The following is a 25,121-nucleotide window of genomic DNA, read 5'->3' on the forward strand; positions in this document are numbered from 1 at the left end:
ATAGGCTAACACACCATCCCAAAGAAGGTATGAGTGTCATTTTCATTTTTCTGCAAAAAATTGTGCAGAGAAATGATAAGTCTTGCCTTCACGTAGTTGTAATCGTGTTCTCCGATCCCCATAAACTACTTCATAGGACTCGTTTTGCCGTGCATGCAGGACGGCTTCCACCAGCTGTCCGGATTTCCACGTAATATCCAATGTGTGTCCACCATACACCTGTATCCCTTTTATGCAGCCATCGGCATATTCATGGGGCCAAGCCGGCAGTAGTTCTATTTTCCCCTTTTCCGTATAAACCAGCATTTCCATCAAAAGACGCGGAAAACTCAAAACCGCATCCAGATTGTAAACCTGATGCTCGGGATCATGCGAGGTAACCAGTCCGTCATATAAATAATGGCGGCGGCAAAAGCGGTCCAGATTGGTCTTCACTTTCTCTATATCTCCCAACCGTACAGCCTGTAGTGCCACATGGATTAGTCCATGAGCCGAACCGGTATCGAAGGCAAAACGCTTGTCCAAAGCTACACTTGCCGCTTTAATAAGACGGGAATCTCCTTTTGACTTACCCAACCGGGAACCGGGAAACACCGGATATAAGTGTGAAAGATGTCTGTGGTTATACACATCCGGATAATGGGGATCAATCCATTCGGCCAATGCCCCATCGTTATTTATCCGATAAGCCGGCAAGCGTTGCAGATAATGACTCCACCGTTCCAGTTCTTTCTTATCCACACGGAACTTATGCCCCATCTCCAGAAGCAGGCCAAACACTTCTCTGGCAATGGCAACATCCATCGTAGCATCTTTGCTCAGCCAGGTATCAGTTCCGGGAGATGCGTTTTCCGGTGAAACACTCGGACAGATATGATAAAGGCTGTCACAGCCCATAATAAGATAATCTTCATAAAAACCGGCCATCTCCCGATAGAGGGGGAATACGTGTTCTTTTAGGAAGGTCTCGTTACCGGTCAGCATAGCATACTCGTAGAATGGCCGTATATTCCAGCCAGCCCCACCCGCCCAGAACATCCAGGGAAAAGATCTTCCGAAATGAGTCAGATATCCGTTTTCCGGATCATTGTAATGGGCTACAAGAAAGCCCCGACATCCCAAGTAGTTTTTCGCATTCAGTCTCCAACCCGGCAATAGATTTTCGACATATCCAATATAAGACTCCGCACATTCATGCAAGTTGCCCATAGATGCTGCCGAAATAGCTAAATTAATATTTGAATCCCAAACAAATCCGCCAATCCATCCGGGTTTCCAGCCTCCTCCCCAAATTCCTTGTAAGGGAGGCGGATATTTGCCGGACGAAGAAATCAAGAGATAACGGCCCATTGCGTGGATCTGCTCTAAAAACAAAGGAGTAACCCCACATTCGTGAATCGTCGAAAGCATTTTCTCAGTCGGAACGGTCTTCCAGTCGGACGAACATCCCAGATCCAACTGCATACGGCGGAACATTTCCCCATGTATCCGGCTATGAGGTTTCAGCAACTTACCATAATCAAGCGGCAAACCCGACAGTTCTTTTTGTACGGACGAACGCACGGATAAACGGGCCTCCTTCAGAGGAGTGATCCTAATGAGCACCAACACCTCTTCAGCGTCCGTTATCCGTAAAGAATCTCCTTCAGCCGTCATACTTCCTCCCTTAACCGTCACACGGGCTAACCCTTCATAGCCACCGACATCATATTTATAGCCGGCACGATAGGATAACCAACCCGACACGGCTTCTGCTTTCACCGATGAAAAAGCACTGTCCAAGTTATGATCAAAGTGCATACCTTCACGCCCAGGAGTCTCTTTCAGACTCAGCACCAGATTCATCTTATTACCCTCATCGGCTTTCAAGCGGACCACATTCACATTATGCTCCCTGGACGAGAACACAGATTCCGTCACCTTCCCGTTTTCGTACCAGGAAGTGAGCACTTCTCCAGTCTCCAGGTCGAGCTGCCTTCTATACTGTTTTTCGGTTTGTAAAGGTATACCCGTATGCCGGATACACAGGTCGAAAGCCGGATGAGGAATCAAAGGCCAACGTTGGCGGGCTCCCATGGCAACCAACTGACGGTCCGCTTCACTCGTCATCAACGCATCCGCGGCATCACTTTTTCCTGATTCCATCAGACTTCGTACTTGCGGGAGCAAAAAAGCGGTGCAAGGAACCGCCACTTTATTGCGGTCCCATCCCCTTATAAATAATTCTTCGTGGACACAGATAATCCTTTCTTCTCCCGGCTGTCCCATCACCATTGTTCCATGACTTCCATTACCGGTAACGAATGCATCCTGCCAGGATGCAGCAGGTTTTTCGGACCAAACTACCCATCGTCCGGACGAATTTAGAAAAGATGAATGGCTCTTAATCCCATGAGTAAAGGAAAACGGGAGACAGGCCATCAACAAAGTAAACAAATACTTCATATAAACACATAATCATTGTGATATCTTTATGTACAGACATCTGGTTCATACTCAAAATAAATATTCCGAAAGGCCTTTTTAGTACACATAAGCTAACACCTCACCCGAAAGAAAGTATGAGTCTTCTGTTTCAGAGTACATCTAAAAAAATAGATGCAGTCCCTTTTGTCTGGTCTGCATCTATCTATATGGGAATGATGAAATCCATCTATTCTTTCTTCAAGACTTCGAACACCCCGTCTTCTGTTTGTGAGAAACGTATCCATGAAACCGCCTCCAAATCACGCAATACATCATCAACGTTCACTTTGCTGGTAGACAGAGTAAACCTGTTATTCAATAAAGTAGAATCACGCACTATGAAATGAACATCATACTGCCGTTCCATCACTTTTATGATCTCTTTCAGTGGAGTGAGATAAAAGTTCAGGCTATTGGAACGCCAGGAAGAGATCTGGTTCATATCTTCCGGTTCGGATATCTGGCAACGTCCGGACTTTCTGTTATATTCCGCACTTTGACCGGGTACAAGAGGGTACTCCTTATGCTTCGAATCCTTTAGCAGAACTCCGCCCTCTTCCAGTGTCACCCATACATTCTGCTCTGCAGGATATGCCTTCACATTAAATTTGGTTCCGGTCACCTTCACCTCGATTCCCTTCAGATCAACAATAAACGGACGGTTCTTTTCTTTGGCTACCACAAAATAACCTTCTCCCCACAGCTCAACACTACGATTGAACAGCCCAAATTGTTTGGGATATCGCAAACGAGTATCCGAGTTCAACTGTACGACCGTGCCATCCTGCAAAACAACCTGCATCTGTTCACCGCAAGGAACCTTCAGTTCAGCATACTCCGTAGCAGAGAATACACCGGTCCTGTCGGCCAGAAACCAAAGCGACAAACTGAGAAAAAGAAAAGGGATCAACACAGCCGCCGCTATCAGTCCGCGACGATAAGATATTGTTTTTTTCTGTGGTTTGATCTCTCCCATAAAGCGTTGCCGCATCCGTTCTTCCGGCACCGGATGGTCCAGCCAATCCAAGGCCTGCTCTTCCGTCAACCGCAAAGATTCATTTTCCAGCCGTTCCGACAGATAGCGGCTACCTTCCTCTGTAGCAAACCATTCCGCCACCTTTCCGGCCTCCTCTGCAGAAGCTTCATTATTGAGCACCTTATCTATAATCGCATCATCTATTTTCATTTCTACTTTTCTTTATCTACTAATAAAAACACTTCACCAACTTAAAAGTATGAGTTGACACTCACCCTAAAAAATGAATCCACAATACATGAAGTAGTACAATCAACGATTCTATTTCCGCACGAAGTATCTTAATGGCCTGGGTATAATGTGATTTTACGGTAGGAACCGTAATGTGCATCTCGTCCGCTATTTCCTGATTGGAAAGCCCTTTCTCTATTTTCAAACGGCATATTCTTTGCTTTTGAGGGGGGAGTTTGCCGATAGCGGCCCGGAGATGCTCCCTGAAGTCTTTATCCTCAAAATCTTTCAGGAAACCATCATCGGCTTCTTCGTCTTTCTGGGCCATTTCATAGTGTTTCTCGAAAACAAGATTACGATGTCGTAATTCATTCAGTATGTAGTTCTTTAAAATAGTAAATAATAAACTCCGGATTCCGGACTGAAAGTCAAACCTTTCCCGCTGTTCCCACAGTTTCATAAAGGTATATTGTACGGCATCTTCGGCTTCTTCACCGGATTTGAAATACCGATAGGCCAATGCATACAACAAGCGATTGTACTGCCGGAAAACAGTAACGAAAGCATGCTCGCTACCTTTACGGAGTTCTGCATACAGTTTCTGGTCAAAGTCTAAGAACTGATTCATTATCGAATATTCCCCACTTAAAGATTTAAGGCAAAATACAGAGACCGCAAAGATAAGAAAAAACAGATTGAACCTTATCCTCTTTCAGAATGTTTTATCTGTAGAAATTTAAAACAACAACGGTTATGGAAAAATATCTTATTCACAGTAATGAGCTTCACCTGATCGATCAAGAAAGAATCCACCAGGCAGTAGAACAGATGGTAGAGTCATTGGATATGGCAGCCGGATCTACATTCAGTTTCGATCTTTACAAAGTGGTGGAAACCTATTTCAAGGATTTGGATAAGCGGAGAGAGATAAACCATCTGTTAGGCATCACAGACAACACATATGATCCGACAGAAGATTTTGGAGTGTGTTAATCGGTTAAATATAAATCTTGAAAAAGGGTGGTTACCTCCGACGAAGTAGCCACCCTTTTTGTATGAGTTATCAGTTGGGTGCCTGATGAACTGTGAGTTGAGGGAAGGGGAAGTTAATGCCTTGTTCGTTGAATGTAGCATAAATCGCCTTGTTAATATCGAAATATACTCCCCAATAATCGGCACTGTTCACCCAGACACGGGCCACCACGTTCACACTGCTCGCATCCAGGGCATGAAGAGCTATAAAGGGAGCAGGATCATCCAGGATACGCTTATCGGCAGCCAGCACCTCACGTACCACCTTCTCAACCTTATTATAATCTTCACCATAATCCACACCAACAATCCACTCTACCCGCCGGGTTGTCTGATTGCTGTAATTAGTCACGACCCCACTGCTCAGTGCACCGTTCGGAACATAAATCAATTTATTGTCGGCAGTGGTCAGGATGGTGTGGAAGATCTGGATTTCCTTGACAGTACCGGAAACGTTCTGTGCATCTATCCAGTCGCCCACCTTATAAGGCTTGAACAGCAGGATGACCAGTCCGCCGGCAAAGTTCTGCAGATTACCCGAAAGAGCCATACCGACAGCCACACCGGCAGAAGCCAGCAGAGCGGCGAACGAAGTGGTTTCCACTCCTAATGCACCTACCACGGAAACAATCAGCAATACGGTGAGAAGGATATTAACGAGGCTCCTTACAAAAGTTTTGATACTGATATCGACATTTCTCTTATCCATAAGACGCCTTACAAGTCGGTTCAGCATCCGGATCAGAAAACGTCCGACCAGAAAGACAATCACAGCCTTCAGGATGTGACCTCCGGCCTGTATACCCGAATCGATCAACTGCTGGGTAACCAGAGCCAGTTTATCCAGCCCATCGGCCTGTGCAATGGCCTGATCGAGCTTATCGGCCGCTACCTGCAGAGAGTCTGCCACTTGTTGCGTGGCTTGAAAGAATAGTAGCATAATAGTACAATTTTAAAAGTTTTTCATTTAATAACAGCAGACAAAGCTACAATGTTTTTATCAAATAGCGAAGTGTTTCTTGCTTAACACGCCCAAAAAGCGTAAATTTGCCACCGATTCACTGAGTAGGGGTGCCTTAACATGACGGGCTGAGAACATACCCTTTGACCTGATCCGGGTAATGCCGGCGTAGAGAAAAATAAATTAGCAACATGAAAAAGATGATTTTTGCCGGCTGCCTGATAGCCGGAGCAAGCGTCTTCGCGCAAGCGGGCGAGACAGACAGCTTGAAAGTAGTAAACCTGCAAGAGGTGCAGGTAGTATCCACACGTGCCACTTCGAAGACTCCCGTAGCATTTACCAACGTGTCGAAAGAGGAACTCAAAAAGCAGAACTTCGGGCAAGATATCCCGTATCTGCTCAGTATGACACCTTCGGCACTGACCACCAGTGATGCCGGAGCAGGCATCGGCTATACCACCCTGCGTGTGCGCGGAACGGACGGGACACGTATCAACATCACCGCCAACGGCATTCCGATGAACGATGCCGAAAGCCATACGCTTTTCTGGGTGAACATGCCCGACTTTGCCTCATCGGTGAAGGATATACAGGTGCAACGCGGTGCGGGAACTTCGACCAACGGTGCCGGTGCTTTCGGTGCCAGCGTGAATATGCAGACGGAGGGGATTTCGATGAAGCCGTATGCCGAACTGAATGCTTCGTACGGAACCTTCAATGCGCACAAAGAAACGGTAAAATTCGGTACCGGACTGTTGAACGACCATTGGGCCTTCGATGCCCGCCTGTCCAACATCAGTACGGACGGATACATCGACCGGGCTTCGGTAGACCTTTATTCTTTTTATGCACAGGGGGGATATTTCGCCGACAACACTTCGGTGAAGTTCATCACTTTCGGCGGAAAAGAGAAAACGTATCATGCCTGGAATTATGCCAGCAAGGAAGAAATGGAGAAGTACGGACGACGTTTCAACTCGTGCGGCATGTACACGGATGATGACGGCAACATCCGTTTCTACAAAGACCAGACAGACAACTATCTGCAAATGAACTACCAGCTCTTACTGAACCACACTTTCTCGCCGGAATGGAACCTGAACGCAGCACTCCATTATACGAAAGGAGACGGATATTATCAGGAGTATAAGGAGGACCGGACACTGAAGGAGTATCGCCTGCCACCTTTCATGCACGATGGCAAAGAGGTGGACAAGAGCGACCTGATCCGTCAGAAGAAGATGGACAACCACTTCGGTGGCGGCGTGTTCTCGGTAAATTACCAGAACGGAAAGCTGAACGCTTCACTGGGAGGTGCGCTGAACCATTATGACGGATGGCACTTCGGACGGGTGATCTGGGTGAAAAACTACATCGGCGAACTGCTCCCCGACCACGAATACTACCGGAATAAAGCGAAGAAGACGGACGGCAACCTCTATCTGAAAGCCAACTATAACCTGGTGGCGGGGCTCAATGCGTACGCCGACCTGCAATACCGCTACATCAACTATAAGATAAACGGCGACAACGATAAGTTTGACTACAACGCGGATGCCCTGCAAAAACTGGCGGTAAACGATCACTTCAACTTTTTCAACCCGAAAGCCGGGCTGAACTGGGACATAGACGCCAACAACCGGGTTTACGCATCGTTCTCCATCGCCCAGAAGGAACCGACACGGAACAACTATACCGACGGCAACGCGGACGAGTATCCAAAGGCGGAAAAACTGCTCGACTATGAGTTGGGATATACCTACCGGAACACTTGGCTGAGCGCCGGGGCCAACTTCTACTATATGGACTACAAAGACCAGTTGGTACTGACCGGAGAGCTGAACGAGATAGGCGAGGCTATGGCGCGCAACGTGCCCGACAGTTACCGGATGGGAGTGGAACTGATGCTGGGTGTGAAGCCCTGCCAATGGTTCCAGTGGGACATCAATGGTACACTGAGCAAAAACCGGGTGAAAAACTTCACCGAAAAGCTGTATGAAGACGAATGGAAGAATCCGATCGAGGTCAGCCACGGAAATACACCGATTGCCTTCTCGCCGGACCTGATCCTGAACAACCGCTTCTCGTTCAGCTATCGGGGATTCGAGGCCGCCTTGCAATCACAATACGTCAGCAAGCAGTACATGAGCAATGCCAGACAGGCTGACCAGACGCTGGACGCCTATTTCGTGAGCAACCTCAACCTGGCTTATACCTTCAAGCTCCCTCACGTAAAGTCGGTTACGGCAGGATTCACCATCTACAACCTCTTCAATGCCGAGTACGAAAACAACGGATATGCAGGCAGCGGTTATAAGATAGTAAAAGGAGAGGTAGAGCGCTACAACTATGCCGGCTACGCCGCACAGGCCGGAACGAATGTAATGGGTAACATTTCCATCCGCTTTTAAGCCATGAACTACCTCGAAATCACAGGTACCCTGATCGGGCTGATTTATCTTTGGCTGGAATACCGTGCCAGCATTTACCTCTGGATTGCGGGCATCATCATGCCTGCCATCTACATCTTCGTCTACTACCGGGCGGGACTGTATGCCGACTTCGGAATCAACATCTACTATCTGCTGGCGGCCGTTTACGGATGGATTGTCTGGATGCGGGGTGCCGGCCGGGAGTCGAAAGCCGAACTCCCCATCACACATACTCCGCCGGAAAGGTATCTTCCGCTGACCGCGGTATTCTTAGCAGCCTTCCTCGGCATAGCCTGGATACTGATCCGGTTCACGGACAGCAACGTACCCTGGCTCGATTCGTTTACCACGGCACTGAGCATCATCGGCATGTGGATGCTGGCGCGCAAATACGTAGAACAATGGTGGGCATGGATACTGGTCGACGTGGTATGCTGCGGACTCTACATCTACAAAGAGCTTTATTTCACATCCGCCCTTTACGGACTTTACTCAATAATTGCTATCTTTGGCTACTTTAAATGGAAACAAATGATGCACTATGAAAGTAAATGATATCGATATGGATGCCGTGATACTGGGCAACGGCGAATATCCAACCCACTCCATGCCCGAAACCATGCTGATCATGGCTCCCTATGTGGTATGCTGTGACGGATCGGCCGATGAACACATCCGCCGGGGATTCATCCCGAATGCCATCATCGGTGACGGGGACTCCCTCTCGGCGGAGAATAAAGACCGTTTCAGGGAAATATTCCATCAGATAGACGACCAGGAGACGAACGATCAGACCAAAGCGGTCCATTTCCTGCTGGACCAAGGCAAGAAGGTGATCATCCTTGTAGGCGCAACCGGCAAACGGGAAGACCATACATTGGGAAACATCAGCCTGCTGGTGGATTATATGAAGGTGGGAGCACAGGTGACGATGCTGACCGATCATGGCATGTTCGTTCCCGCATCGGGACGGAACACTTTCAAATCACGCCCCGGACAACAGGTCTCTGTCTTTAACTTCGGTGCCACCGGACTCAGAGGAGAGGGATTGGTATACCCGCTCAGCGACTTCGACAACTGGTGGCAAGGGACACTGAACGAGGCGACAGGTGACGAATTCACGATCCATGCGGAGGGAGACTACCTGGTTTATCTGAATTACTGAGAGGTTTCTCCTTCGTTTCCGCCACCTCGACCAGATAGACACTGATGCATATCATGCCGATGGCAATGGTCTGCGCCCAGCTGAAGCGGTCCTGCCCGACCAACAGGGAAACGATGGTGGCCACCATCAGAATCAGATAACCATAAATGGCGACCACGGTAGTCTTCAGATATTTCAGTCCTATGGGCACCAGCAGATAACTGACGACCGTAGGGAAAATCAGGACGAACAGGAGAACGGACAACGGAAACCAATGCACCGGTCCGGAAAATACCGGTGCGTGAAAACCAGTGATGGCAGAGACCAGAATGCTCGAAAAGGCTGCTCCGGCAAAGGTATACTTCAGCACCGTAAACATTCCGACCGATTTCAGGATACGGTTGCTCGCCACCAGATAGATGGCATAGGCAATCGAACTCAACAGGCACAGCACGTTCCCCGTCAGGGCGTCCGAAGCCAAGTCGTCACTCTTTTGTGCCAGGATACAGAGGATGGCCCCGCCGAGTCCGAGGGAGATGCCGGCAACCTTCAGGACACTGATTTTCTCTTTGAAAAAGACAACGGCGATGACAAACACCCAAATGGGCTGGAGACTGGTGAAAATGGAACTGGAGACGGGGGTCGTCTTACTCAGCCCCACCAGATAGAGAAACATAAAACCGTAAATGCCCAACGCACCAAGGAGGAAAAGGTAGATCTTTTCTTTGCGGGTAGAAGTCTCGGGCTTGACAAACATTCCGATGATCCAGAAAGCAACGGCGGCAAACACGCACCGGAGGGCCACTCCCGAAAGAGGGCTGACCCACACGGGAAGCAGGTATTTCAACGCATTCATATTCAATCCGCTAAAGGTTTTGGACACCACCATGCTCAGATTGGCCTCCACTTTTTTATTCTTCATCATACACGAGGGGTTAGGTTTTATTGGGGTACAACAAAAGAGGCGGCGGAAAGTTCGGGAAAAGGAGGGCGATAAAGCCCGGAGCGGGAAGCGGATTCCAGTTATTTAGTTTTACACAAGAACCGGCTTTCACCCGCATGTGGAACGAAAAAAAACCGCATGCGCGCGGAAGCGAATCCGGGGGAAAAGCCGGCGGCGGGGGAAAAAGCATATTTCACCACCGAGGGCACAGAGCGGCACAGAGTATTCACGTCAATAATCCATGACCTAAATCGTCTGCGTCACCCTGTGCCCTCATGTGTCTCCCTGTACCCTCAGGGGTGAGTTTCTACCTGCCCAGCAGGTAGCTCTTGAAATCGGCAAACTCCTTCGTCATCGGCAAGCTTTGCTTCTCACCTTTCATAAATGCCCGGAGTTTGGCAGGTATCTCGACCTCAGTACCGATGATGGCCTCAACCGTCTGCAAGAATTTTGCCGGATGGGCCGTCTCCAGGAAAACACCTGTCTCACCCGGCTGCAAGCCCTCTTCCAAGGCACGGAAGCCGCATGCACCGTGGGGATCGAGCAGATAGCCGGTCTCCTGCCATACGGTTTTCACAGTCTCACGGATCTGCCCGTCGGTATACGTCGCACCGGAAATCTCGGCTGCGACAGCCGCATGCGAGTCACCATACAGATCGAGTACACGGGCAAAGTTACTCGGATCGCCCACATCCATCGCATTGGCAATGGTAGCAACCGACGGACGAGGATTGTACTGCCCCGTCTGCAAGTATTGATAGAAAATGTCATTCCTGTTATTGGCAGCGATAAAACGCCGGATGGGCAACCCCATCTTCTTACCGAACAAGCCTGCCGTAATGTTTCCGAAGTTTCCGCTCGGCACGCAGATGACGGCATTCGCTGCCCGTCCCGCCCGTTTCAACTGTGCGTAAGCGTAGAAGTAATAGAAAGCCTGCGGCAGGAAACGGGCCACATTGATGGAGTTGGCCGAAGTCAGCAACAACCGCTCGTTCAGTTCACTATCCATAAAGGCCGCTTTCACCAGCGCCTGACAGTCGTCGAAAGTGCCGTCCACTTCGAGTGCCGTGATGTTCTGCCCCAGCGTAGTGAACTGTTTTTCTTGTATCTCACTCACCTTTCCCTTCGGATAGAGCACATACACATGGATGCCTTCCACTCCCAGAAAGCCATTGGCCACGGCACTGCCCGTATCTCCGGAGGTAGCCACCAGCACATTCACCTGCTTCCTGCCTTCCTTGCGGATAAAGTAGCTCAGCAAACGGGCCATAAACCGTCCGCCCACATCCTTAAAGGCAAGCGTGGGACCGTGGAAAAGCTCCAGTGAGTAGATATTGTCCTTAACCTGTACCAGCGGAACATCAAAGTTCAATGTGTCATAAACGATCTCTTTCAATATTTCCGCCGGGACATCTTCGCCAAAAAAGGCATCCGCCACCCGATATGCGATCTCCTGAAAAGAAAGGCTGTCTATCTCGTCGTAAAACTCCTGCGGCAAACGCCGGATGGTCATGGGCATAAATAAGCCCTTATCGGAAGCAAGCCCTTTTACCACTGCTTCTTCAAGTGAAGCAAGCGGTGCCTGCTTGTTTGTGCTATAATATTTCATAGATACTTTTATAATGATTATGCGCTAAATGTTTCATTTCCGTTTCACCACAGATTACACAGATTTTCGCAGATTAATAATATAGATCGTTGATATTTAAGATTAAAAGTTCTGTGTTAATCCGTGTAATCTGTGGTGAACCGTATTCGCTAATGATTCATAAACTCTTTAATAAACTCATCCTCCTTCATCAGTCCGTAGCTGCCCTCCACGGCTGCTATCTCGTCGAAGGTCTGTACGCTGTCCGGTTCGATGCCCGGATACCAGATGAAGAACGGTACCGGTTCATTGGTATGCGTGCGCAGCTCGCAAGGAGTGGGATGGTCGGGCAATACGGCGATGGCCACCGGTTCGTCCCAATCCTTCACCGCCTCGTAGACAGGGCCTACGGCACGGCTGTCCAGGTTCTCGATGGTCCGCAACTTCAGTGCCACGTCACCTTCGTGCCCGGCTTCGTCACTGGCTTCGATGTGCAGATAGACAAAGTCATCCGTCCTCAAGGCTTCCAATGCGGCGGCCACCTTATTCTCATAGTTGGTGTCGTACAGTCCCGTCGCCCCTTCCACCGCGATGCGGCGCAGTCCGGCATAATATCCGATACCGTTGATCAGATCGACAGCCGAGATTACGGCTCCCCTCTTCACTTGCGGAAATGTATCGGATAGACGTTCCATCTGCGGACGATAACCCGGACTCCACGGCCAGATACTGTTGGCAGGGTCCTTGCCTTCGGCCATCCGCTTCAGGTTCAGCGGATGATCCTTCAGCAGTTCCTGCGACTTCAGGATCAGTTCGTTGAGCAAGCCGGCTGTCTCTTCGGCCTCCGGCACCAGCGGTTTCACCATCAGCGGACGGAAAGGCTTTAAAGGCACATCGTGCGGCGGAGTGCAGTCCAGCTGCTTGTTCCCCCCTTTCACCACCAGCAAATGACGGTATTGCACACCGGTATGAAGCCGTACCCGGTCGTCACCTAACTTCTCCTGAAGATATTGAATCAACACATCCGCCTCTTCCGTGGTGATATGCCCGGCCGAATGGTTCTTCAGGATATCCCCTTCCGTACAAATCAGGTTGCAACGCATCGCCATCTCGCCCGGCTGCAGATCTACACCGATACTGGCGGCCTCGAGCGGCCCGCGCCCTTCGTACACCTGCGGAAGATTGTATCCCAGAACCGACATGTTGGCTACTTCACTTCCCGGATGAAACCCGTCGGCTACGGTCACCAACCGTCCGACCCGTCCCATGCGGGCCAGTTTATCCATATAAGGCGTTTTTGCATATTGCAGGAGCGTCTTGCCTCCCAACGATTTCACAGGCCAGTCGGCCATTCCATCGCCTAACAGGATGATGTGTTTCATAAGCTTCTTTTTTATACGTTTGCAATACTCATGATGTCGGCAAACACACCGGCGGCTGTCACTCCGGCACCCGCACCGTATCCCTGAATCATCATCGGGTATTCCTTATAGCGCTCGGTAGTCAGCAGGATGATGTTGTTGCTGCCCTCCAGTCCGTAGAAAGGATGGTTGCGGTCCACTTCCTGCAAGCCTACGGATGCCTTACCGTTTTCCAGCTTGGCAACGAAACGCCAATGTTTATTCTCGCTTTCGAGCACCTTGCGACGGGCTTCGAAGTCAGCATCCAGACTGGGTACCTTCTTCCAGAAGTCTTCCAGCGAACCTTCGAAAAAGTCGTTCGGCACAAACAGGTTCTTTTCAACCTCTTCCTGCTCCAGCTTATATCCGGCTTCGCGGGCCAGGATCACCAGCTTACGGATCACATCCTTGCCACTAAGGTCGATACGCGGATCAGGTTCGGAGTAGCGTTCCTCCTGCGCCATCTTGATGGTACGGCTGAAAGGCACATCGGCACTGATCTTATTGAAGATATAGTTCAGTGTGCCCGAAAGGACGGCTTCGATTTTCAGGATCTTGTCACCGCTATGTATCAAGTCATTGATGGTATTGATAATCGGAAGTCCGGCACCCACGTTGGTTTCAAACAGATATTTCACACCACGCTGACGGGCTATCAGCTTCAGTTCGCGGTAATTCTCGTAAGCCGACGAAGCAGCGATCTTATTGGCCGCCACCACAGAGATGTTGTGTTGCAGGAAATCCTTATACAAAGAGGCGATGTCCGGACTGGCCGTACAATCCACAAATACCGAGTTGAATATGTTCATGCCGATAATCTCTTCGCGGATAGTGTCCAGCGAACTGTCGGTTCCTTTCTCTTTCAACTCCTCACGATAGTTGCCCAAGTCGAATCCGGCACGGCTGAACATCGCTTTCGTCGCATCGATGATACCCACCACATGCAGTTTCAGCCCATTCTCCATCATCAGTTTCTTCTGTTGCTGGCGTATCTGTTCGACAAGGCTTCCACCCACCGTACCCACACCGCAGATAAAGAGGTTGAGCACCTGGTATTCCGAGAGGAAGAAAGAGTCGTGGATCACGTTCAGCGATTTACGCAGTGATTTTGAATCGACCACAAACGATATATTGGTTTCGGACGCTCCCTGCGCACAGGCAATCACATTGATGCCATTCCGTCCCAGCGTGCCGAACAGCTTTCCGGCAATACCTGGTGTATGTTTCATATTCTCACCTACGATAGCCACAGTAGCCAGGTTCTTTTCTGCCTGGATAGGCGAGATCTCACCCATCTCGATCTCTTTGGCAAACTCTTCGTTCAGCACCTCACAAGCCAGATCGGCATCGGCATTACGCACACCGATAGAGGTACTGTTCTCTGAGGAAGCCTGCGAAACGAGGAACACACTGATGCCGTTCTTTGCCAACGCCTTAAAGATGCGGTAGTTTACACCGATCACCCCCACCATACCTAAACCTTGCACCGTAATCAGGCTCGTGTCGTTGATAGACGAAATACCTTTGATGGCCTTGCTCTTCGTATGGTCTACATTCTGCTTGATCACCGTTCCCTGCCCATCCGGATTGAATGTGTTTTTAATCAGAATCGGTATATTCTTGTGACACACCGGATAGATGGTAGGCGGATAAACCACTTTTGCACCGAAGTTACAGAGCTCCGTCGCTTCAACATAGGTCAGCTCACTGATGGTATAGGCCGTACTGATCACCCGCGGATCGGCAGTCATAAAGCCATCCACATCTGTCCATATCTCCAGGCTATCGGCACCGAGGGCTGCGGCAATAACGGCGGCAGTATAGTCGGAGCCACCGCGTCCCAGATTGGTCACGTCTCCCGAAACCTTATCAGAAGAAATAAATCCCGGTACGAGTGATACCTGTGGAATCTCTTTGAAAGCCTCCCGCACCAACCGATTGGTCAGTTCCGTATCCAGTGTATGCTTATTGTGTTTCTTTTCTGTCTTGATAAAAGTGCGTGAATCGAACCACACAGCCCCCTGAATCAGCCGTGACGCAATCAGTGAAGACAGGCGTTCACCATAGCTGACAATGGTATCGGATGTTTTCGGGGAAAGGTCTTTAATCAGATAAATGCCCTGAAAAATATCTTTCAGTTCATCAAGCAGTTCATTCACTTGATAGTGCAACAAAGTTTGAGTTTCTCCGGCAGGAATCACTCCCTTTACCATTTCTTCGTGACGGCGTACTATTTCCCGATATGCCCCTTCGTAAGCTGCATCGCCGGTGGCGGCCATTCGGGAAGTACTAATCAACTGGTCAGTGATCCCGCCCAATGCGGACACTACAACGATTACCGGCTCACCGGCAGACTCTACGATTTTCTTTACGCTTAAAATGCTGTTCACGGAACCTACGGACGTTCCGCCGAATTTCATTACTTTCATGCAGATACTTATTTAATGGAATGCTTTGTACGCTCCTTAAGGCATACAAAACCACTTTTGTTGATACAAATAATAAAATATAAAATTGAGTTTTGCTTACTTCCTGTAAGCGTGAATCACGTAGATACACATCATACTATATATTAACCCCTAAGGGTCATCCCCATTGTCCCCTGTGTCCCGATCATCAGGATACACATCGATGTGACTGTATGTGGATAGTAATGCATCATTGTCTCTGTTTCTACTTTTGATTTTGATAAGATGTTGCAAAAATAAGAATAATTTCATTCAATCTATCACTTTTTGCGATTATTTTGCGATAAAAATACAGATAAGCTCCGAAAGAGGATAAAAAATGTAGAATAGCAAGCTCCATGCCGTCCTCTTTCCATCTTACCGGGAACCGCTTCCTTCTTTCTATCGCCTCCTGTTTATGGCAAATTCCATAAAAGAAAAAAGTTAAACCAGACTTATGATGAAATAAAGAATCAATATTATTGCCTTTTATAAATTATTGATTATTTTTGCACTCAGTTTAGAGAGCGTTGATGTATCTTTTAAACTAAACATATTTAAGTAGTTAGAAGCGTTTACCATATTATTCTTGTCAAAGGAAATCGCCAATTTCAGAGGAGTATAAGAATAATAGGCAACAAAACGCTCATGCTCAATGTATATCCTTCAATAGTATATAATTGGGCGTGGGCTGTTGTCTTTATTATCTATACTCAGGCGTTTGGCGATGCCTCTTTGACAGATAACAGCAACAGTTCCCACGCTTTTTTTATTTACTCAAACGCCGGTTCGGGGAATGACAGGCAGCGATATACAATGATGAAAGAAACCGTATGGACAGCGTTATTTTGGTGCATTCTCTGCACATCATGTTCCTCAAGCAAACGAGTAGCTTATTTACAGCAGTTAGGTACGGAGCAGAACAATGCTCCTGTAGAGTTCAATGCCCGTATCATGCCGAAAGATTTGCTTACGATTTCCATTAACTGCTCCGAACCGGAAGCGGCCCTCCCTTTCAATTTAATAGTACCCACATCACAAAACGAGCTTAATACCACCAACTCGACGAGCCAACCGATCCTGCAAAACTATCTGGTGAACAGTGAGGGAAGGATTACCTTACCCGTACTTGGAGAGTTAAAGGTAGAGAGAATGACAACCCAGGAGATTTCGGATATGATCGCCGAGAAGCTGAAACGCTATCTGAAAGAACAGCCCATTGTTACGGTGCGCCTGGTGAATTATAAAATCTCCGTAATCGGAGAAGTAAACCATCCCGGCATATATACGGTAAACAATGAACAGGTGAATCTTCTTGAAGCAATAGCAATGGCAGGTGACCTTACCATCTATGGCAAACGGAACAACGTACGCATCATCCGCAAAGAAAACAACCGGCAACGATTAATCACCATCAACCTCAATGATGTAAACGTCATCCACTCTTCCGATTTTTATCTGCATCAGAACGACATTGTGTATGTGGAACCCAATAAAGCCAAAACACAGGGAGCCAATATCGGTTCTTCCACCAATCTGCTGATTTCTATTACATCTATATTAATATCAATGGCCGGACTGATTGTGACCATATTAAGATAACAAAACAAATTACGCCCCATGGAAAACGAACAGAAACAACAAGAACAGGAAATAGACTTAATCGAACTATTCTATAAAGTCATAGTACACTGGAGGTGGTTCCTGATAGCAATCGCTGTCGCACTGACAGGCGCATATATCTATGTACACATCACCACACCGGTATACCAGGCTTCAGCCTCGGTAGTGATCAAAGATTCTGAAGGAAGCGACAAAGCAATCAACGATCTGTTTAATCAAGTATCTCCGTCCAATATGGCGGCAACAAATACTCAGATAGAAGACGAACTGGAAATATTGCGTTCAAGATCCATATTATTGCAAGTCATCAACGAACTGAATATGCACACGAGCTATAGAATAAAGGAAGGACTCGGATATACGGAGACCACCACCCCTCCCATCAGCGTGACGTTGGAGAAAGCCGCAATGGATACTTTACAGGAGGCACTGCTGATACAAATAGAGAAAATGGGCGATCATTATGAAGCGCGGAGTGCCCTGCATGACATTTGCCTGACAGAATCTTTCACCACCTTTCCCGCAACCATAAAGACTCTGGCAGGATTATGTACCTTGGAGTTACTTCCCAATAGAACTTTCGACCGGACCGTCAAGGTAAATATCTGCCGGCCGACAGACGCAGTAAACCATTACTTGCAAAAGCTGACCGTTGCCACAACTTCGAAAAAGACATCCATCATCAGCCTCACTTTCAAGGATACAGATAAGAAGCGGGCAGAAGCATTTCTTATCAAACTAATAGAAGTCTACAACCGCGATGCCATGAACGACAAGAATAAGGTAACAGGAAATACATTGATCTTTCTGGAGGAAAGGCTGGACAGCATCAGCCGTGAATTGGGATTTGTAGAAAAACATCTGGAACAGTATAAAGAAAAGGAAAGACTGATCGATCTTAAAACGAACATGGATCTCGACTTGAACACCAACAACGAATACGAAAAGAAACTGCTGGAAGTGGAAACCCAATTGAACATGACCACCTACATCTACGATTATCTGAAAGATGAACAGTATCACTTCTCCCTATTGCCGGTAAATACCGGGATTTCGGACATGGAATTGATGCGTCTGATTAACGAATACAATAAGGAACTACTGGAACGTGAACGCCTGTTGAATACCATGAAGCCGGACAATCCTACCATTGTAAACCAAAATATAAACATCACGGCTTTGCGAAAAAACATCTTGTCATCTGTCACGGGAGTCAAAGAGGGACTCGAGATTGCCCGCAAGGATATCATACGCAAGACGAACTATTTCAATTCACGTATTGGCAACATGCCCAAACAGGAGAGAGAGTTCAATAACATAGACCGCCAACAGCAGATCAAGGCTAACCTGTATCTGATGCTATTGGAACGGCGCGAACAGGCCACCATCTCTTTGGCGGCAACCATAAATAAAGCAAGGGTGATCGACGCACCGTTAACCGCCGATGCTCCCATTGCCCCCAAGAGTCCGATGATTTATGCAGGAAGTTTGTTTATAGCTTGCATCATGACCATAGCACTGATTCTGTTCAAAGACATGTTCCGTACCAAGATTTCATCAATATCCGAGGTAGAAGCCATACAACTTCCCATAGTAGGGACGATTCCCCTCGATAAAGAACAAATCGGTGTGACCGAAGGCAAGAACGGGCTTATGGAAGAGTCTTTCCGCCGACTGCGAAGCAACCTGCGTTTCTTGACGGAAAAAGGAGACGAGAAGTGCATACTCATTACCTCGTCCACCAGCGGAGAGGGCAAGAGCTTCATCAGTATCAACTTAGCCCTTTCCTTTGCTTTTCTCGGATGCCGGGTACTCATTGTCGGTTTAGACATCAGACGCCCCCGGTTAGCAGAGCATTTTCATATTCAGAACCGGCAAGGAATAACGAATTTCCTTGCTGGAAACGAGGTAAAACCGGAAAGTATCATTTATCCATCGGGAGTGCACGAACTGTTATCCGTGGTCCCATCGGGTCCTGTCCCTCCCAATCCGGCAGAACTCTTGGAAAGGGAAAGACTGAAGGATGCCTTTACTTACTTCCGGAAGCACTTCGACTATATCATTGTAGACTCAGCACCTACCGGCTTAGCCAGTGATACGCTGAGCTTAAGCAAAGTGACGGATTTCACACTATACGTTTGTCGCATAAATTATACCTACAAGAATGTATTGCCTGAGATTGTGAATACGGAACGTACAGGACGGTTAAACCACATTTCACTGATTGTAAACGGTGGTAATCTGTCAGAGAAGAAATACGGATACGGTTACGGATATGGACATACCCATTAAACGTATCATCAATAATACCAACTTTTCATTTCATCTTTTCAAAAGAGAATGCTGTTATAACGGCAGACGTAAACTCTGCACAAACGGCATTCTCTTAAAACCACCCTCTCTTTTTCTTTTTCAGGACATCATCTCCTGAAGCATAAATGTCCCGGTACGTTTTGTGTTCTTTTATCATCCGGTATACAATACCCCAATCGAGCAGTCCTCCCACATTACGGTCGTCAATAAAGAGATCGGCTTTCAGTTTCCTGGAGAATCCGTCATCCTGAAGTTTTTGTTCGGGGTACTCCTTGTTAACGGCATAAAACTCCACCCCTCTTTCTTTGCACCATGCCACGGCCTCGTCCAGTAGTTTGCCTTCGCGCACACTCCATAAAATAAGTCTGTGGTGCTCTTGTTGCAACAGCTTCAAGGTTTCCACCGCAAAAGGAATCTCATTACCAATGCCGGGATAGCGGTCCGTCACTATAGTTCCGTCAAAATCAACTGCAATCGTCATAGTGTCATGCTTTTATAATTATCCAAACAAAGATAATATTTACCAATCGAATTTACTCAAAACCTACAGAATAAAATAACAGCACCCAGTATCCAAACAGATCCGCCGGCAATAAAAGAAGCAATTATCTTTTTGTCAAAACGATATTCCTAAGAGCTCAGAATCCATTATTCCGGGCACAGGATAAAGAATGGTTCAAAAAACGCCGTCATTTCGTTTAAGAGACAATCAGATTGATACTGAAACGCGTTTTTCTCAAACAAGAAGAAAGTAAAGAAGCCTTTTCTGCCCGATTCAGACGGATATAGTTACCAAATACCATCTTTTCAACAGCTTCAGCCCGATCAAGATCCATAACCAACCAGCGCTACAAGAAGTACAATCTCTCCCCGGCAGAGGCTCTCTTTTCAGGAAACGAAGCCTCTGCCGGCAGGAAGTTGACACTCTACTTGCACGAAGTTAACATTGTGCCGTCACGAAGTTAACATCCTGCCGCTATGAAGTTAGCATCTTACCGCAACGAAGTTAATAACCTGAAGCCCTAAAACCGAATAAACTAACGACGGAAATGCGGAATATGCAGTTATTTGGGAATATTTATTCAAGTTCCATTTCCGGAATGCAATCTTATCGCACAAAGCTTGTCAGCGAAGCCGGCCAATAGGCGACATTGAGTCAGCAATCCGTTCATTTCGCTGACAATCGGCCAGATGCTTTATCCAAAAGAATAACGGCTTCCCGGCATTCAAAAGTCAAAAGCTATATTCTGTTTGGCAGAAAAAGACGAAATGCGTAACTTTGAGACCTATTTATCAAGAGATCAATGGCAAAAGAGAAAACCGTTTATGTATGCAGTAACTGCGGACAGGAATCACCCAAATGGGTGGGCAAGTGTCCTTCGTGTGGCGAGTGGAATACTTATGTAGAAGAAATCGTACGCAAGGAGGTTCCGAATAAACGTCCGGTATCGGGCATCGAATCGCCTAAAGCCAAACCTGTCACCCTGAACGAGATCGAAGCGGACGAGGAACCCCGCATCGACATGCACGACGAGGAGTTGAACCGGGTACTGGGCGGCGGACTGGTGCCGGGATCACTGGTGCTGATCGGTGGCGAACCGGGTATCGGAAAATCGACTCTGGTACTTCAAACCGTGCTCCACATGCCCGAACGCAGGATACTCTACATCTCCGGAGAAGAGAGTGCAAGGCAACTGAAGCTCCGCGCGGACCGACTGACACAAACGTCGAGCGACTGCCTGATTGTGTGCGAAACGTCGTTGGAGCAGATCTATGTGCACATTAAGAATACACGTCCGGACCTGGTAATCATCGACTCCATACAGACCATATCCACCGAAAGCATCGAGTCTTCGCCGGGAAGTATCGCGCAAGTGCGGGAGTGCTCGGCCTCCATTCTCCGTTTTGCCAAAGAGACGCATACTCCGGTATTACTGATCGGGCATATCAACAAAGAAGGCAGCATTGCCGGTCCGAAGGTACTGGAACACATCGTAGACACCGTGCTCCAGTTTGAGGGGGACCAGCATTATATGTACCGTATCCTGCGCAGCATCAAGAACCGCTTTGGCAGTACGGCCGAACTGGGTATTTACGAGATGCGGCAAGACGGGCTTCGCCAGGTCAGCAACCCATCGGAGCTGTTGCTGTCGCAAGATCACGAAGGCATGAGCGGGGTAGCCATCGCATCTGCCATCGAAGGAGTCAGGCCGTTCCTGATAGAAACACAGGCACTTGTCAGTTCTGCCGTTTACGGCAATCCGCAACGTTCGGCAACCGGATTCGATATCCGCCGCATGAACATGCTGCTGGCTGTGCTTGAGAAACGTGTCGGCTTCAAGTTAGCACAGAAAGATGTCTTTCTAAATATTGCCGGGGGGCTGAAGGTGAACGACCCTGCCATCGACCTGGCTGTTATCAGTGCCATCCTTTCGTCCAATATGGATGCCGCCATCGAGCCGGAAGTCTGTATGGCAGGTGAAATCGGGTTGTCCGGTGAAATCCGTCCGGTGAACCGGATCGAACAACGTATCGGTGAAGCCGAGAAGCTTGGATTCAAACGGTTTATCCTGCCTAAGTATAATATGCAGGGAATCGACATGAAGAAGCTAAAGATAGAACTGGTGCCGGTGAGAAAGGTGGAAGAGGCGTTCCGGGGACTCTTCGGATGAGTTCACCACAGATTACACGGATTAACACAGATTATCAAGATGGAGAATATAAACGAACTATCATATAAAATCATAGGATGTGCCTATGAAGTTCACAGGACTTTAGGAGTGGGACTTTTAGAAAGTACCTATGAAGCATGCCTATGCTACGAGTTCGATAAAGCAGGTATAAAATATGAAAGACAGAAAGAACTACCTGTTTATTACAAAGAAATGAAATTAGATAACGGGTATCGCATGGATATACTGGTAGAGAGGCAGATTGTTCTTGAGCTTAAATCCGTAGAAGCCTTACTCCCCATTCATACGGCTCAAATAATGACCTATTTAAAATTGTCCAAACATCATTTAGGACTATTAATCAACTTCAATATAACAAACCTTCAAAACGGAATTAAACGGTATGTTATTTAAAATAACAATCTGTGTTAATCCGTGTAATCTGTGGTGAACCTATGATACAAGAATACCAACTACGAATCCTCCCTGAAATTGCCGCCAACGAGCAGCAACTCAAGACATACCTTTCTCAGGAGAAAGGGCTGAACCTGCGTGATGTAACCTCTCTCCGCATACTGAAACGGAGCATAGACGCCCGGCAACGCACCATCTTCGTCAACCTGAAAGTGCGGGTATACCTCAATGAAATGCCGACGGATGATGAATACGAACGTACTATATATAATAAGGTGGAAGACAAGCCACAGGTAATTGTTGTGGGCGCCGGACCCGGCGGATTGTTTGCCGCACTGCGACTGATAGAACTGGGGCTGCGTCCCGTCGTCGTAGAGCGTGGCAAAGATGTACGCGAGCGCAAGAAGGACCTGGCACAAATCAGCCGGGAGCACCGGGTAGACCCGGAGTCGAACTATAGTTTCGGTGAAGGGGGAGCAGGCGCTTACTCGGACGGGAAACTATATACCCGGAGCAAAAAGCGGGGAAACGTGGACAAGATACTGAACGTATTTTGCCAGCACGGGGCTTCCACCGCCATCCTGGTGGACGCCCATCCGCACATCGGTACGGATAAACTGCCACGGGTGATAGAGAACATGCGTCATACGATTATCGAATGTGGCGGTGAGGTGCACTTCGAAACCCGGATGGACGCACTGATCATCGAGAAGGGGGAGGTGAAAGGCATTGAAACCCAGACGGGCAAGACATTCCTCGGACCTGTCATTCTGGCGACAGGGCACTCGGCACGGGATGTATACCGATGGCTGGCGGCCAACAAGGTGCCCATCGAGGCGAAAGGCATTGCCGTCGGGGTACGCCTGGAACATCCGGCAGGACTGATAGACCAGATCCAATACCACAACCGGAACGGGAGAGGGAAATACCTGCCGGCAGCCGAATACAGTTTCGTCACACAGGTGGAAGGCCGGGGGGTATACAGCTTCTGCATGTGTCCGGGAGGATTTATCGTACCTGCCGCCAGCGGGCCGGAGCAGGTGGTGGTCAATGGAATGTCGCCCTCCAACCGTGGCTCCCGGTGGAGCAACTCGGGCATGGTGGTGGAGATACAGCCGGAAGACATCATGAACGACGAACGGTTAACGATGAACGATGAAGCAGAAGGGAGCCATCCCGAACTGGCGGTGCTGCGCTTTCAGGAAGAGCTGGAGCGCCAGTGCTGGCTGCAAGGAGGCAGACGACAGACGGCTCCCGCCCAGCGCATGGCAGACTTCACACGCAGGAAGCTGAGTTACGACTTACCGGAATCGTCGTACAGCCCGGGGCTTATCTCTTCTCCGCTGCACTTCTGGATGCCGGAGTTCATCACCGGCCGGCTGTCACAGGGTTTCCAGCAGTTCGGACGCAGCAGCCACGGATTCCTCACCAACGAGGCGGTGATGATAGGCGTAGAGACACGGACTTCATCGCCGGTACGCATCGTGCGGGACAAGGATACATTGCAGCACATCACCCTGCGCGGACTCTTCCCGTGCGGTGAGGGGGCCGGTTATGCGGGGGGCATCGTCTCGGCAGGAATCGATGGAGAACGATGCGCAGAAGCAGTAGCACAATTTATGAATCAATAGGACTTATGATGAATCACCAACCCGAAATAGCCATCGTAGAGGCGAACACCCTCACCAGCCTGGGACTGAAAACAATCCTGGAGAGGATGATCCCCATGGCAGTCATCCGCACGTTTCCCGGTTTCGGCGAACTGATGGACGACACGCCGGACATGTACGCTCATTACTTTATCTCCGCACAGATATATGTGGAGCATAATGCTTTCTTCCTCCCCCGGAAACGGAAAACCATCGTACTGGCGGGAGACAGTCACCAATTCCAGCTTTCGGGCGTCCCGATACTCAACATCTACCAGACGGAAGAGGGGTTGGTGAAGGACATCCTGAAACTCCACCAGCACGCGCACCACGACGGTTATCCGGTGAAGGACATGCCTCCTGCCCCGCCTGCCGCCACCGGACACGAGCTTTCGGCACGCGAGATCGAGGTGCTGGTGCTGATCACCAAAGGGCTGATCAACAAAGAAATCGCCGACAAGCTGAATATCAGCCTGACTACGGTGATCACACACCGGAAGAACATCACCGAGAAGTTGGGCATCAAGTCGGTCTCCGGGCTGACCATCTACGCGGTGATGAACGGATACGTGGAGGCGGACAGGATATAAGCCTGCTTTTCACCACAGAGGACACAGAGGGCACAGAGGATATTTTGAGTTATCGATTGCGCTGTGGGCGCTGTCCGCCTTGTCGGCTCTGTGTACCCTATATACACTACCCTATATTCACTATATACCTTACTCTGTGCCCTCTGTGTCCTCTGTGGTGAATCAGTGGTGAATCCGATATATCCTAATAAATGAGGATTGCCGTTTAACATTTTTTGCTGCATCTTTGCAAACGAATCA

At 48.5% G+C, this 25,121-nt stretch carries 20 protein-coding genes and 1 riboswitch; of the genes, 10 read left to right on the forward strand and 10 right to left on the reverse strand.

Annotated features, from left to right (window positions below):
* Positions 1 to 42: 42 nt before the first annotated feature.
* From ISX59_RS05910 to ISX59_RS05920, 3 genes are all read right to left on the reverse strand, one after another.
* A complete protein-coding gene (locus tag ISX59_RS05910; RefSeq protein WP_032540276.1) occupies positions 43 to 2,445 on the reverse strand; it encodes a glycoside hydrolase N-terminal domain-containing protein in 2,403 nt (800 codons plus the stop codon).
* Positions 2,446 to 2,653: 208 nt separating this feature from the next.
* Positions 2,654 to 3,652 (reverse strand): FecR family protein, encoded by a 999-nt coding sequence (locus ISX59_RS05915; protein ID WP_005778608.1) that lies wholly within the window; start codon positions 3,650 to 3,652, stop codon positions 2,654 to 2,656.
* 61 nt (positions 3,653 to 3,713) lie between these two features.
* A complete protein-coding gene (locus ISX59_RS05920) occupies positions 3,714 to 4,301 on the reverse strand; it encodes an RNA polymerase sigma-70 factor (RefSeq protein ID WP_005778610.1) in 588 nt (195 codons plus the stop codon).
* 125 nt (positions 4,302 to 4,426) lie between these two features.
* On the opposite strand from ISX59_RS05920, the gene ISX59_RS05925 reads away from it, so the two are divergent.
* Complete coding sequence (locus ISX59_RS05925) at positions 4,427 to 4,666, forward strand: hypothetical protein (RefSeq protein WP_005778611.1); 240 nt, start codon at positions 4,427 to 4,429, stop codon at positions 4,664 to 4,666.
* Positions 4,667 to 4,736: 70 nt separating this feature from the next.
* On the opposite strand, the gene ISX59_RS05930 is transcribed toward ISX59_RS05925, so the two are convergent.
* Positions 4,737 to 5,645 (reverse strand): mechanosensitive ion channel family protein, encoded by a 909-nt coding sequence (locus ISX59_RS05930; RefSeq protein WP_032536852.1) that lies wholly within the window; start codon positions 5,643 to 5,645, stop codon positions 4,737 to 4,739.
* Between the two features lie 117 nt (positions 5,646 to 5,762).
* Positions 5,763 to 5,859, forward strand: a riboswitch (TPP riboswitch).
* On the opposite strand from ISX59_RS05930, the gene ISX59_RS05935 reads away from it, so the two are divergent.
* From ISX59_RS05935 to ISX59_RS05945, 3 genes are all read left to right on the forward strand, one after another.
* Complete coding sequence (locus tag ISX59_RS05935) at positions 5,858 to 8,077, forward strand: TonB-dependent receptor (RefSeq protein ID WP_032536851.1); 2,220 nt, start codon at positions 5,858 to 5,860, stop codon at positions 8,075 to 8,077. Its footprint overlaps the riboswitch before it by 2 nt.
* A gap of 3 nt (positions 8,078 to 8,080) precedes the next feature.
* Positions 8,081 to 8,653 (forward strand): nicotinamide riboside transporter PnuC, encoded by a 573-nt coding sequence (pnuC, locus tag ISX59_RS05940; protein ID WP_005778616.1) that lies wholly within the window; start codon positions 8,081 to 8,083, stop codon positions 8,651 to 8,653.
* The gene (locus ISX59_RS05945) at positions 8,640 to 9,263 is read left to right on the forward strand and encodes a thiamine diphosphokinase (RefSeq protein ID WP_005810634.1); all 624 of its coding nucleotides are present in this window, start codon (positions 8,640 to 8,642) and stop codon (positions 9,261 to 9,263) included. The genes pnuC and ISX59_RS05945 overlap by 14 nt, the downstream gene beginning before the upstream one ends.
* Here ISX59_RS05945 and ISX59_RS05950 read toward each other — a convergent pair.
* The 4 genes from ISX59_RS05950 to thrA all read right to left on the reverse strand — a co-directional run bounded on the left by ISX59_RS05950 (position 9,217) and on the right by thrA (position 15,602).
* On the reverse strand, positions 9,217 to 10,164 hold the full coding sequence (locus ISX59_RS05950; RefSeq protein WP_032531769.1) for a DMT family transporter: 948 nt from the start codon (positions 10,162 to 10,164) through the stop codon (positions 9,217 to 9,219). The genes ISX59_RS05945 and ISX59_RS05950 overlap by 47 nt on opposite strands.
* Positions 10,165 to 10,492: 328 nt before the next feature.
* Positions 10,493 to 11,794 carry a threonine synthase gene (thrC, locus tag ISX59_RS05955; protein ID WP_032540279.1) on the reverse strand — a complete coding sequence of 434 codons (1,302 nt, stop codon included), beginning with the start codon at positions 11,792 to 11,794 and terminating at the stop codon, positions 10,493 to 10,495.
* Positions 11,795 to 11,943: 149 nt separating this feature from the next.
* Entirely contained in the window at positions 11,944 to 13,155 is a 1,212-nt protein-coding gene (locus ISX59_RS05960; RefSeq protein ID WP_032540281.1) for a cofactor-independent phosphoglycerate mutase, read from the reverse strand.
* 11 nt (positions 13,156 to 13,166) lie between these two features.
* Complete coding sequence (gene thrA, locus ISX59_RS05965) at positions 13,167 to 15,602, reverse strand: bifunctional aspartate kinase/homoserine dehydrogenase I (RefSeq protein ID WP_005823094.1); 2,436 nt, start codon at positions 15,600 to 15,602, stop codon at positions 13,167 to 13,169.
* Between the two features lie 666 nt (positions 15,603 to 16,268).
* Between thrA and ISX59_RS05970 the strand changes: the two genes are divergently transcribed.
* Positions 16,269 to 17,222, forward strand: coding sequence for a polysaccharide biosynthesis/export family protein (locus ISX59_RS05970; RefSeq protein ID WP_220575729.1), 954 nt, complete (start codon positions 16,269 to 16,271; stop codon positions 17,220 to 17,222).
* Positions 17,223 to 17,240: 18 nt separating this feature from the next.
* Positions 17,241 to 19,535 carry a tyrosine-protein kinase gene (locus tag ISX59_RS05975; protein ID WP_220575730.1) on the forward strand — a complete coding sequence of 765 codons (2,295 nt, stop codon included), beginning with the start codon at positions 17,241 to 17,243 and terminating at the stop codon, positions 19,533 to 19,535.
* A 94-nt stretch (positions 19,536 to 19,629) separates the two neighbouring features.
* Here the strand turns inward: ISX59_RS05975 and ISX59_RS05980 are convergent, their stop codons facing one another.
* Both ISX59_RS05980 and ISX59_RS05985 read right to left on the reverse strand, forming a co-directional pair.
* The gene (locus ISX59_RS05980) at positions 19,630 to 20,037 is read right to left on the reverse strand and encodes a BT0820 family HAD-type phosphatase (RefSeq protein WP_005778632.1); all 408 of its coding nucleotides are present in this window, start codon (positions 20,035 to 20,037) and stop codon (positions 19,630 to 19,632) included.
* 217 nt (positions 20,038 to 20,254) lie between these two features.
* Positions 20,255 to 20,392, reverse strand: coding sequence for a hypothetical protein (locus ISX59_RS05985; protein ID WP_175413940.1), 138 nt, complete (start codon positions 20,390 to 20,392; stop codon positions 20,255 to 20,257).
* 468 nt (positions 20,393 to 20,860) lie between these two features.
* Here ISX59_RS05985 and radA point away from each other — a divergent pair, with 468 nt between their 5' ends.
* Genes radA through ISX59_RS06005 form a run of 4 tightly spaced genes read left to right on the forward strand, consistent with a single transcriptional unit; the run spans position 20,861 to position 24,881 of the window.
* Positions 20,861 to 22,228 (forward strand): DNA repair protein RadA, encoded by a 1,368-nt coding sequence (gene radA, locus ISX59_RS05990; RefSeq protein WP_005810649.1) that lies wholly within the window; start codon positions 20,861 to 20,863, stop codon positions 22,226 to 22,228.
* 39 nt (positions 22,229 to 22,267) lie between these two features.
* Positions 22,268 to 22,642, forward strand: coding sequence for a GxxExxY protein (locus ISX59_RS05995; RefSeq protein ID WP_032540283.1), 375 nt, complete (start codon positions 22,268 to 22,270; stop codon positions 22,640 to 22,642).
* 41 nt (positions 22,643 to 22,683) lie between these two features.
* Positions 22,684 to 24,273, forward strand: a complete 1,590-nt coding sequence (locus ISX59_RS06000) for an NAD(P)/FAD-dependent oxidoreductase (RefSeq protein WP_032538157.1) — start codon at positions 22,684 to 22,686, stop codon at positions 24,271 to 24,273.
* 8 nt (positions 24,274 to 24,281) lie between these two features.
* Positions 24,282 to 24,881 (forward strand): response regulator transcription factor, encoded by a 600-nt coding sequence (locus tag ISX59_RS06005; protein WP_032531771.1) that lies wholly within the window; start codon positions 24,282 to 24,284, stop codon positions 24,879 to 24,881.
* Positions 24,882 to 25,121 lie beyond the last annotated feature (240 nt).

Origin of the sequence: Bacteroides sp. FSHCM14E1 (genome assembly GCF_019633785.1) — a bacterium.
GTDB lineage: Bacteria > Bacteroidota > Bacteroidia > Bacteroidales > Bacteroidaceae > Bacteroides > Bacteroides hominis.